The sequence below is a fragment of the Rhodococcus sp. I2R genome (assembly GCF_020889545.1).
GTDB lineage: Bacteria > Actinomycetota > Actinomycetes > Mycobacteriales > Mycobacteriaceae > Rhodococcoides.
In genome coordinates, this window is sequence record NZ_JAHUTG010000006.1 from 20,955 (window position 1) to 32,283 (window position 11,329).

The following is an 11,329-nucleotide window of genomic DNA, read 5'->3' on the forward strand; positions in this document are numbered from 1 at the left end:
ATGATGCGGGGATGAACCACGGCAATCCTAGGCGAGCACGCCGGGTCCTCCTCGACGGGACCTGCGCTGCGCTCGCGCGCTCGCGTACAGGCAGATGGCCGCGGCGGTGGCCAGGTTGAGGCTCTCTGCGCGGCCGTGGATGGGAATGGCCACCCGGTGGTCGGCAGCTGCGGCGGCCGAGGGCGCGAGGCCGTGCGCTTCGTTTCCGAACAACCAGGCCGTCGGTCCGCTGAGGAGTTCATCGGCATCGTCGAGATCGACCTCGCCATCGGCCGCGGTCGCGAGGATCGTCAACCCTGCACCTCGGAGCGCCTCGATACCGGCCTCGATCGAGCGCTCACGTGCGATCGGTAGGTGGAACAGGCTCCCGGCCGTCGCGCGGACACATTTGCCGTTGTGCGGGTCGACGCTGTCGCCGAGCAGAATCACCGAGTCGGCGCCGACTGCATCCGAAACCCGGATGACGGTGCCGGCATTGCCTGGTTCCGACACCTCTACGGGTACCGACACCAGCTGCGGACCTGATCCCGATCCGCCCGGCGCCACCTTGCCGGACAGTGCTTCGGCGAGCGATACATCGATGGTTCGGCAGACAGCAACGACTCCCGGAGGCGTCACGGTGTCCGACAAGCCTTTCGCCGCTCGTTCAGTGATGGCGGACACGCGAACACCGTGCGTGCGAGCCGAGTCGATGACGCCGCGGTTGCGCTCCGCGGAGTCCTCACGAAAGAACATCTCCTCCACGGCACCGGCCGCAAGCGCCTCGGCGACCGAATTGGTTCCCTCGGCCAGAAAGCGTCCAGTTTTTCTTCGCTCGGCCGTACGCAGGAGCTTGACAGCCGAAACGACCCGCGGCGTGCGCTCGGTGAGCGTGTCCACGGGTCGTTCCGGAAGTTCACTGTCGTGCGTGAGCTTGCTCAGGCTGCTTCTCCGGCGGGAGCGTTGACATCGGCAGGCAGTGCAGCCTTTGCGATGGCAACCAGACCGGTGAATGCCGCGGCATCGGACACAGCGAGCTCCGCGAGGATCTTGCGGTCCACCTCGACGCCTGCGGCCTTGAGGCCCTGGACGAAGCGGTTGTAGGTGATGTCGTTGGCCCGCGCTGCAGCGTTGATGCGCGTGATCCACAGCTTGCGGAAATCACCCTTGCGAGCCTTGCGGTCGCGGTACGCGTACGTGAGCGAGTGGAGCTGCTGCTCCTTGGCCTTGGTGTACAGACGTGAGCGCTGTCCGCGGTAGCCCTTGGACGCTTCGAGAATCGAACGGCGCTTCTTTTGGGCGTTGACCGCCCTTTTTACGCGTGCCACTGGTGAATCCTGTCGATCTGGGGGCTCGAAGAGCCCCGGTTGGTCATGGGGTGGTGCCGACCTTCTCGGCCGACTACGAAGCCGAGATCAGATGCCCAGCAGGCGCTTGATCCGCGGCGTGTCGGCCTTCGCGACAACTGCGACACCGTCGAGACGACGGGTCACCTTGCTGGCCTTGTGCTCCAGCAGGTGGCGACGGCCGGCCTTCTGGCGCATGATCTTGCCGGTGCCGGACACCTTGAATCGCTTCTTGGCGCCGCTGTGGGTCTTCTGCTTGGGCATGGAGTCCTCAGTTCTGTATTGCTTCTAGTCGTACACGGCACGATCCCGCCGACGCTGATCGGCAGGATCGTCTTTCGGGCCTGATGCGAGTCAGTTGCTCGGGGGCGTTGCCGCTGCCGGCTTGCCCTCGGCAGCAGGCTGAGCTGTGGGTGCTGCAGGCGCTGCGGGTGCCGGGTTGGGCTGCGCGGTCGGAGCCACAGCACGCTGAGCAGGCGGAGCTGCAGCGCTTTCCTGGGCCTTGACGCGTGTCTTGGCACCCTTGTGCGGAGCCAACACCATGGTCATATTGCGGCCGTCCTGTTTCGCGGATGTCTCCACAAAGCCGAGGTCCGCAACGTCCGCGCCCAAACGCTGGAGCAGACGAAAACCGAGTTCGGGACGCGACTGCTCGCGACCACGGAACATGATGGTGACCTTCACCTTGGACCCTGCTTCGAGGAAGCGAATGACGTTCCGCTTCTTCGTTTCGTAGTCGTGGGCGTCGATCTTCGGCCGGAGCTTCTGCTCCTTGATCACAGTGAGTGTCTGGTTCTTACGCGACTCGCGCGCCTTCTGCGCTGCCTCGTACTTGAACTTCCCGTAGTCCATGATCTTGCAGACCGGTGGACGAGCGTCGGGAGCTACTTCCACGAGATCGAGATCGGCTTCGAGAGCCAGACGGAGTGCATCTTCAACACGCACGATGCCCACCTGTTCACCGCCCGGTCCAACTAAACGAACCTCGGGAACACGGATGCGATCGTTGATGCGAGTCTCAGTGCTGATGGGGCCTCCTAGGTAGTGCGGTGTGGGGTCGAGCCGACCGCCTGCCTGGTGGCACAGCCCGCCCGCCCGGTCCTTCGGCACATTCGCTGCCGGGACACTCCCTACAACGAAAAAACCCTGCTCCAGCATTCCGCTGGTGCAGGGCCCGATGCCGACCGATCGATTCGCAGCGTTCTGACTGCGCAATCTCCTCGTACGAGGAAGCACACGGGACACATACAGGCATCTACACCTGACCCGTGTGCGACCGGACCGGAACCAGTCGAAAACTGTGTCCGGTGGGAGTCGGGCTCCACTTGCTGCCTCCGCACACGCTCGAGATCGAGAAAGAGCGCGCCGAAGACGGTCGCGGGAGAAGACTACCACCGGGTCAGCCTCACAGCGAATCGGTGCCGCACTGCACAACGAGCAGAGCCCACATGACATCCTCGACGTCATGACGAGCACTCCCGAGTCAGGTAGCGAAATACCCGGTGAAATCCCTGTCCACAGTACGACTGCAGACCGTTCGGACGCAGCAGACTCAGGTGCCGAGGGCGACGTACGCGAGCTGGCCGAGGTGCCGGCAGTCGAGGTCATCAGTCGCGCCGCGGTGATGCTGATGAGCTCGGCGGCGGAGAAACTCGGCCTGTCCGAGGCGGACCCAGCGGAAAGTCCGCACCTCGATCTCGACGAAGCGCGACGAGTGATCACCGCTCTCGCTGGTCTCGTCACAGCCTCGGTCGAGTACCTCGGGCCGCACGCCGGTCCCATCCGCGATGGACTCCAGGCACTGCAGAAGGCGTTCCGCGAAGCCTCCGCCCACCCGGACGAGCCGGGCGCAGGCCCAGGCGAAAAGTACACCGGCCCCGTCTACTGACCCGATCTGCCGTTCACCCCGGGCCACCGGGCCACCGGGCCCGGGGATCAGACCTTGGTCGCAGCCTTGCGTGGACGACGCTTCTTCACCGGCGCCGTCTTCGCTTCGGGAGCAGGCTTACGCGTGAGCGCCTCCTGCAGGAACTTGCCCGTGTAGCTTTCCGCCACCGCTGCAACGTCCTCGGGATCTCCCTGTGCCACGACCATTCCGCCGCCCGATCCGCCCTCCGGCCCCATGTCGATGACCCAATCCGACACCTTGATCACATCGAGATTGTGCTCGATGACGATGACGGTGTTGCCCTTGTCCACGAGTCCGTTGACGACACCGAGCAATTTGCGGATGTCCTCGAAGTGCAGACCGGTGGTCGGTTCGTCGAGGATATAGACGGTGCGACCGGTGGAGCGCTTCTGCAACTCGGATGCGAGCTTCACGCGCTGCGCCTCGCCTCCGGACAGCGTCGTCGCCGGCTGCCCGAGCCGAACATAGCCGAGGCCGACCTCCACGAGGGTCTTCAGGTAGCGATGGATCGAGGTGATGGGTTCGAAGAAGTCTGCCGCCTCCTCGATGGGCATGTCTAGCACCTCTGCAACAGTCTTGCCTTTGTAGTGCACCTCGAGAGTTTCGCGGTTGTACCGCGCGCCGTTGCAGACCTCACACGGCACGTACACATCGGGCAGAAAGTTCATCTCGATCTTCAGCGTGCCGTCACCTGAGCATGCCTCGCAGCGTCCGCCCTTGACGTTGAACGAGAATCGACCCGGCTGATAGCCGCGCACCTTTGCCTCGGTGGTCGCGGCGAACAGGGTGCGAATCTTGTCGAACACGCCCGTGTACGTGGCCGCATTGGATCGAGGGGTCCGACCGATCGGCGACTGATCGACCCGGACCAGCTTGTCCAGCTGATCGAGACCGTTGATGCGCGTGTGCCGACCGGGCACCTGCCGTGCACCGTTGAGCTTGTTCGCCATGACCGTCGCGAGAATGTCGTTGACCAGGGTTGACTTGCCCGAACCCGATACACCCGTGACTGCGGTGAGCACACCCAGTGGGAAGCTGACGTCGATGCTACGGAGGTTGTGCTCGCGTGCACCGACCACCGTGACCTGCCGCTTCTTGTCGACGACTCGTCTGGTGTCCGGCAGCGGTATTTGCAGGCGTCCGGAAAGATAAGCGCCGGTGAGGGATTCCTTCGATTTCAGCAGATCCTCGTAGGAACCACTGTGGACCACTCGCCCGCCGTGCTCACCTGCCAACGGCCCGATGTCGACCACCCAGTCCGCGGTGCGGATGGTGTCCTCGTCGTGCTCGACGACGATCAAGGTGTTACCCAGATCGCGCAATCGCGTGAGCGTGTCGATGAGTCGCCGGTTGTCCCGTTGATGCAGGCCGATGGACGGCTCGTCGAGCACGTAGAGAACGCCGACCAGACCCGACCCGATCTGAGTCGCGAGGCGGATTCGCTGAGCCTCGCCGCCCGACAACGAACCGGCCGCGCGTGAGAGGGACAGGTACTCGAGGCCGACGTCGAGCAGGAACCCGAGGCGCGCTTGCACCTCCCGGAGCACCTGGCCGGCGATTGCCTCCTCTTTGGCACCCAACGTCAGACTGTTCAAGAAGTCCGCAGTCTCGGAGATCGACAGTGCACACACGTCGGCGATGGACTTGGCCCCGAAATCGCCGGACTCGATGGTGACGGACAGAATCTCGGGCCGCAGGCGATCACCACCGCATGCCGGGCACGGAACGTCCCGCATGTAACCGTCGTAGCGTTCTTTCATCTGTTCGGATTCGGTCTGCTCGAGCCTGCGGTGCAGGAACGGCATGACCCCCTCGAACTCGGCATAGTACGAGCGGGTGCGGCCGTAGCGGTTCTTGTAGCGGACGTGCACTTGGTGATCACTGCCCTCGAGCACCGCGCGCTTGACCTTCGCGGGGAGCTTGCTCCATGGCGCGTCGAGATCGAAGCCCATGGCGTCGGACAGGCCGGACAGCAGGCGGCCGAAGTACTCGGAGGTCTGTCCCATCGACCATGGCGCAATAGCTCCGTCGGCGAGAGACAGATCGGGGTCGGGCACGACGAGTTCCGGATCGACCTCCTTGCGGACTCCGAGGCCGAGGCACTCCGAGCACGCACCGTAGGGCGAGTTGAACGAAAACGACCGCGGTTCGAGATCGTCGATCGAGAGCGGGTGCGCGTTGGGGCACGCCAATTTCTCGGAGAACCGGCGCTCACGGTCGGCGGCATCTTCCTCGCGGTCCACGAAGTCCAGTACGACGATTCCGTCGGCCAGGCGCAACGCCGTCTCGACGGAGTCCGTCAATCGCTGCTTCGAACTGGCCTTGACGGTGAGCCTGTCCACGACAACCTCGATGTCGTGCTTCTCCTGCTTCTTCAGCTTGGGAGGATCGGTCAGTTGGTGAACGACGCCGTCGACGCGAATGCGCGAGTAGCCCTGTGTGTTGAGCGACTCGAAGAGATCGACGAACTCGCCCTTTCGAGTACGGACGACGGGCGCCAGAACCTGGAACCGCGTGCCCTCCTCCATCGTGAGAACCTGGTCGACGATCTGCTGCGGAGTCTGCCTGGCGATTCTCTCGCCGCACACCGGGCAGTGTGCGGTTCCGGCGCGCGCGAAGAGCAAACGAAGGTAGTCGTAGACCTCGGTGATGGTGCCCACCGTCGACCGTGGATTGCGGTTGGTCGACTTCTGGTCGATCGACACCGCAGGCGAGAGTCCCTCGATGAAGTCGACATCGGGCTTGTCCATCTGCCCGAGGAACTGGCGCGCGTAGGCGGACAGTGACTCCACATAGCGGCGCTGACCCTCGGCGAAGATGGTGTCGAACGCGAGCGACGACTTACCCGAGCCCGACAGTCCGGTGAAGACCACGAGGCTGTTGCGAGGTAGGTCGATGTCGACTCCCCGCAAATTGTGCTCACGAGCACCTCGCACGATCAGGCGATCCGCCACAGTGTTCCCTTCTATTGATCGAGCAGGTCAGGCTGTTGATAGAGCAGGGCGGGGCCGGCGCACAGCAGTGCATACCGGCGATCGAACCTGTCGTATCGAGGCTCCGGCGATGCCCACGCGAGGGAGGACCTCACGCAGTAGCAATGCTAGGCCGACCCACCGACACGTTCCCCGACGGCGCAACTCACCCCCGCCGACGGTAGCGTCCTGGGGATGGACGAGCACCTCATGGTCATCGAGGACCAGTACACCGGATCGGTTTCCCAGGGATCGGCGCCGCAGCGTCGTGCCATCGCCGGCGGAACCATCACGAAGATGTCGGTCGGTCCGATGGACAACAACTCTTATCTGGTCGTTTGTTCCACCACCGGGCAGTCGCTCCTCGTCGACGCGGCGAACGAGGCAGAACGCCTGTCGCAGCTGATCGACGAGAACGCCCCTGTTCTGACTCTTATTGTGACCACCCACCAGCACGCGGATCACTGGCAAGCCCTCGAGGACATCGTCGGCGGAACGGCCTCGCCCACCGCGGCGCACAGCCTCGACGCCGAACCACTGCCGGTCGCCCCTGACCGACTGCTCGATGACGGCGAGAGCGTCGATGTGGGCGAGCTGACACTGAAGGTCATCCACCTCCGTGGCCACACTCCCGGGTCCATCGCACTCGCGCTCACCGACAGCGAGTCCGGCATCACGCACCTGTTCACCGGTGACTCCCTGTTCCCCGGCGGTGTCGGCAAGACCTCTAGCCCGGAGGAGTTCACCAGCTTGCTCGACGATGTCAGCGCCAAGATCTTCGACGTCTACGGCGACGAGACAATCGTCTACCCGGGGCACGGAAAGGACACGACACTGGGCGACGAGCGCCCCCACCTGGCGAAATGGCGGGAACGGGGTTGGTGAAACACCTGCACGCTTGAAACGGTGAACCCCCGGGTATGGCTACGGTTGAACCGGCGCGCGCTGCCCGAGAATCGGGGCGGCTCGCGTCGAACAACGCTTTTCATCCACGAAGTTGTTCATCCACGAACCACCAGGAGGCAGTCAATGCTGGTCCGCCGTATCGCCCGTCCGCTGATGTCGACCATCTTCATCGCGGGGGGTATCGACGCGCTCCGCAACCCCGCACCCCGCGCCAAGGCAGCGACACCTCTGATCGAGCAGGGCAAAGAAACCCTGCCGAACAGCGTCACCTCCAGCGTTCCGGAGGATCCGGAGACGCTCGTCCGCATCAACGGCGCGATCCAGGTCGGCGGCGGAATCCTGCTTGCAACGGGCAAGGCTCCGCGCATCGCTTCGATCGCGCTGGCAGGCAGCCTCGTCCCCACGACTCTCGCCGGGCACGCTTTCTGGAACGAGACAGATCCGGAGGCAAAGGCAGCGCAGAAGATCCAGTTCTTGAAGAACGTCAGCCTGCTCGGCGGCCTGCTCATCGCCGCCGTCGACACAGAGGGCAAGCCCTCGCTGGCGTGGCGTGGACGCCGGGCCGCCCGCAAGGCCCAGGGCACGATCGCGGGCGCACTGCCCGGATCGCATGATGCCTCCGATCAGGTGGGCGTGGCATCGGAGCGTGTGAAGGAACTTGCGACGGTCGCTGCCTCTCGTGGAGCACATCTTGCCGATGCCGCACAGCCGGTCGTGTCCAAGTGGGCCGATGTCGCGACCGAGAAGTCGTCGGAATTCGCGGAGGTCGCACAGCCAGTGTTGTCACGATGGGCGCACATCGCTGCCGACCGCGGATCCGACCTCGCCGAGGTCGCACAGAAGCGCGGTTCGAAGTGGGCCGAGAAGGCCGTCGACCGCGGCAGCGAACTGGGCGACATCGCGCAGAAGCGGAGTACCGTCCTCGCCGACAGGGCCGGTGACCGCACCGCCGAGCTGGCCGAACTCGCGCAGCAGCGAGGCAGCCGGTTGGCCGAGGTGGCGGTCGAGCGCGGTCAAGGCCTGAGCAAGCGCGCTCTCGCGCAAGCAGACAAGCAGAGCCGCGAATTCGACAAGGCGACCGAGAAGGCCCGACAGAAGCTCGAGAAGAAGGTCGAGAAGGCACGCAAGGATCTGGACAAGCGGGTGCAGAAGTACTCCAAGTAGCACCTGCCGACCCGGGTTGATCGACGAGCCCCGCCCTGAACTGCGGTTCTGCGGCGGGGTTCGTTTTCGTCATAGACTATTCGGGCGTTTTCCAACCGACCTCCATTTCACACTCCGGTCCCTCACAGACCGGGCCCCGGACGTCGGAAGCGATGCCCAGGGAAATGCCGCCGAAATCTCTCTGCCGAACTCCCCGAGGAGAACCTTTGCCGGACGACGGCCCCACTGTCGCCACTGACGCGCGTTCGGATGTCGAACGCGAACAGTCATACGTGACGATGCTCTACGACCAACTCGACGCCTTGCGGCGTTACGCGCAACAGCGACTGAGCACCGTGCTGCTCGAGACCGGTGGCACACCGCAGGCTCGAAGCGAACGAGAGTCCTTCACACACCTCTACACCGACGACATCGCGAAGTACGACGCGGCGGAGAACGGCCTGTGCTTCGGCCGCATCGACCTCAGCTCGTCCGAGGATGATGCGCCGATTCGATACGTCGGGCGCGTCGGCATCCTCGACGAGGCACGCGACTACGAGACGTTGCTGCTGGATTGGCGCGCGCCGATGGCCCGGCCGTTCTACTTGGCCACCCCGGCAGCCCCGGAGAACGTGCTGCGCCGGCGCCATATTCGCACGCGCAGCCGACGCGTCACCTCGCTCGCCGACGAGTACCTCGATCTCGATGCTGCCATCGAAGCCGGACTCGACTCGGACGCAACCGGCGTCGCCGGCGAGAGTGCGCTCCTGTCGGCTCTCGATGCCGCGCGCACCGGCCAGATGAACGACATCGTCGAGACCATCCAGAGCGAACAGGACGCCATCATTCGCTCAGAGCACCGAAGCGTGCTCGTCGTCCAGGGCGGACCCGGCACCGGAAAGACCGCCGTCGCACTGCACCGAGCCGCATACCTGCTGTACACCTATCGTCAGCAACTCGCGAAGAGCGGCGTCTTGATCATCGGACCGAACGCGACGTTCCTGGACTACATCGGCCAGGTTCTTCCGTCCCTCGGTGAAACCGGTGTGCTGCTCTCGACTATCGGCAATCTCTACCCCGGCGTGCGGTCCACGGTCGAGGACTCTGTTGCGGCAACACGGGTGAAAGGTTCGGCCTCGATGGTCGAGGTGCTGACGAAAGCGGTTCGCGACCGCCAGCAGGTCCCTTCCGAACCCACCCGGCTGCGCTTCGACACCTACGACATCGTGCTCGACAAGAAGATCGTCACGCGAGCTCGCGGCCGTGCGCGGTCGTCACGACGTCCGCACAATCTGGCGCGGCCGCTGTTCGTGGCGGCCGTGGTCGACGGACTCACCCAGCAGCTCGCGTCGAGACTGGGTGAAAACCTGGTCGACGGGGGGAGCTTGCTCAGCCGAGAAGACGTATCGGACATGCGCGAGGAGATGACCCAGGACGCGGATGTGATGCACGCCATAGACCAATTGTGGCCCGACCTGACGCCGCAGCAGGTTCTCCGCGACCTGTTTGCCTCCCCCGAGCGAATCGCGTCTGCCGCGCCAGATCTAGCGGCAGACGAGCGCAAGGCCCTGGTTCGCACGGGCGCGGGCTTCAGCTCCGCCGACGCACCACTGCTGGACGAGCTCGCCGAACTGCTCGGGATCGACGACGCTGCCGAACGCGAACAGGAGAATCGCAGGTGGCGCAACCAGATTGCGGATGCGCAGGGCGCTCTCGATATCTTGACCGGTTCGGCGCCACAGGATCTCGAAGACGAACTGGATCCCGAAATTCTCATGGCCTACGACCTCATCGACGCGAATCAGCTTGCAAGCAGACAGAATTCCGGCGCGAGGTTGACCACAGCCGAGCGCGCGGCCGGTGACCGCACCTGGACCTACGGCCACGTCATCGTCGACGAGGCCCAGGAGTTGTCCGAGATGGCATGGCGCATGGTGATGCGTCGCATTCCGAACCGATGGATGACACTGGTCGGCGATACCGCGCAAACCGGCGACCCGGCAGGTACGACGTCCTGGGGCGATGTGCTCGAACCGTATGTTGCGCAACGGTGGAAGAGAACCGAATTGACGGTCAACTATCGGACACCGTCCGAGATAATGACTGTCGCGCATGACGTTCTCGCGGCAATCGATCCGGTTCAGTCGACACCTCGATCGGTCCGAGACGCCGGGCATTCTCCGTGGGCTCAGCGCGTCGACGAGAACAGTCTCGTCTCCGCCGTGGAGCAACGCCTCTCGGAACACCCGAGACCCGGCATCAGTGCGGTGCTGGCCCCACGGGCGCTACTTCCCGAACTTACCCACCTGCGGTCCGAAGTGGTGACGGTGTCGACGGTGAAGGACGCCAAAGGGCTCGAGTTCGACTCGGTGCTCCTGATCGAGCCTGCCGACATCGTCGACGAATCCCCCCGCGGGATGGGCGATCTCTACGTGGCACTCACCCGTGCGACGCAGAGACTGGGCGTAGTGCATGCGGGAGAACTCCCTTCGGTGCTCTCGGCACTCACTCCGTTCGACGCACTCGTGCCCTGAAATACACGTGCCATGACATACAGAAGTGGCCCGGCAATCCCTTGCGGGTCTGCCGGGCCACTGCCCTGTGTGGGTGTGCGCGTCAGCGCACCGTGTGCACGATCAATACGTCGCAGGTCGACTTGCGGGCTGCATCCGACGGAACCGAACCGAGCAAACGGCCCGTGAGCGAGTTGAGTCCGCGGTTACCCACGACCAGAAGGTCGGCCTTGACGTCGTCGACCAGCTGCAGCAGTGACTCCACCGGGGCACCGACGATCGCTCGCTCTTCGATGTTCTTCGCGCCGACCTTGGTCGCGTGTTCCCGCGCGGTGCGGAGGATTTCGTGGGTCGGCGCAGATCCGGTGATCTGGTAGGCGTCCTCGCGCAGCGCGTCAGCAGCTTTGCTGGTGTCCTTGGGGTCGGCCGGGTAGTAGGCGCAAGCGATCACGAGCTGGGCGTCGGCATCGCCGGCCAGTGCACCGGCCTTCTCCACAGCCCGCAAAGACGATTCGGAGCCATCGGTTCCGACGACGACAGTGCGGTAGGCACTCATTCATT

Annotated in this window: 10 protein-coding genes; 4 read left to right on the forward strand and 6 right to left on the reverse strand. The window is 64.4% G+C overall.

Annotation, left to right across the window (positions count from 1 at the left end):
• Positions 1–27 precede the first annotated feature (27 nt).
• From KVY23_RS07475 to infC, 4 genes are all read right to left on the reverse strand, one after another.
• A complete protein-coding gene (locus KVY23_RS07475; RefSeq protein WP_230555930.1) occupies positions 28–879 on the reverse strand; it encodes an RNA methyltransferase in 852 nt (283 codons plus the stop codon).
• A gap of 38 nt (positions 880–917) precedes the next feature.
• The gene (gene rplT / locus KVY23_RS07480) at positions 918–1,307 is read right to left on the reverse strand and encodes a 50S ribosomal protein L20 (protein ID WP_072807374.1); all 390 of its coding nucleotides are present in this window, start codon (positions 1,305–1,307) and stop codon (positions 918–920) included.
• A gap of 87 nt (positions 1,308–1,394) precedes the next feature.
• Positions 1,395–1,589 (reverse strand): 50S ribosomal protein L35, encoded by a 195-nt coding sequence (gene rpmI / locus KVY23_RS07485; protein ID WP_075840652.1) that lies wholly within the window; start codon positions 1,587–1,589, stop codon positions 1,395–1,397.
• Positions 1,590–1,679: 90 nt separating this feature from the next.
• The gene (infC, locus tag KVY23_RS07490; protein ID WP_230556065.1) at positions 1,680–2,411 is read right to left on the reverse strand and encodes a translation initiation factor IF-3; all 732 of its coding nucleotides are present in this window, start codon (positions 2,409–2,411) and stop codon (positions 1,680–1,682) included.
• A 379-nt stretch (positions 2,412–2,790) separates the two neighbouring features.
• Here infC and KVY23_RS07495 point away from each other — a divergent pair, with 379 nt between their 5' ends.
• Positions 2,791–3,213 carry a DUF1844 domain-containing protein gene (locus KVY23_RS07495; protein ID WP_230555931.1) on the forward strand — a complete coding sequence of 141 codons (423 nt, stop codon included), beginning with the start codon at positions 2,791–2,793 and terminating at the stop codon, positions 3,211–3,213.
• Positions 3,214–3,260: 47 nt separating this feature from the next.
• Here the strand turns inward: KVY23_RS07495 and uvrA are convergent, their stop codons facing one another.
• Entirely contained in the window at positions 3,261–6,188 is a 2,928-nt protein-coding gene (gene uvrA, locus KVY23_RS07500) for an excinuclease ABC subunit UvrA (RefSeq protein ID WP_230555932.1), read from the reverse strand.
• A gap of 213 nt (positions 6,189–6,401) precedes the next feature.
• Here uvrA and KVY23_RS07505 point away from each other — a divergent pair, with 213 nt between their 5' ends.
• From KVY23_RS07505 to KVY23_RS07515, 3 genes are all read left to right on the forward strand, one after another.
• Complete coding sequence (locus tag KVY23_RS07505; protein WP_230555933.1) at positions 6,402–7,091, forward strand: MBL fold metallo-hydrolase; 690 nt, start codon at positions 6,402–6,404, stop codon at positions 7,089–7,091.
• Between the two features lie 144 nt (positions 7,092–7,235).
• A complete protein-coding gene (locus KVY23_RS07510) occupies positions 7,236–8,276 on the forward strand; it encodes a DoxX family membrane protein (protein WP_230555934.1) in 1,041 nt (346 codons plus the stop codon).
• Positions 8,277–8,482: 206 nt separating this feature from the next.
• Complete coding sequence (locus tag KVY23_RS07515) at positions 8,483–10,789, forward strand: helicase (protein ID WP_374108696.1); 2,307 nt, start codon at positions 8,483–8,485, stop codon at positions 10,787–10,789.
• Positions 10,790–10,871: 82 nt separating this feature from the next.
• On the opposite strand, the gene KVY23_RS07520 is transcribed toward KVY23_RS07515, so the two are convergent.
• Positions 10,872–11,324 (reverse strand): universal stress protein, encoded by a 453-nt coding sequence (locus tag KVY23_RS07520; RefSeq protein ID WP_075840648.1) that lies wholly within the window; start codon positions 11,322–11,324, stop codon positions 10,872–10,874.
• Between the last annotated feature and the right edge of the window lie 5 nt (positions 11,325–11,329).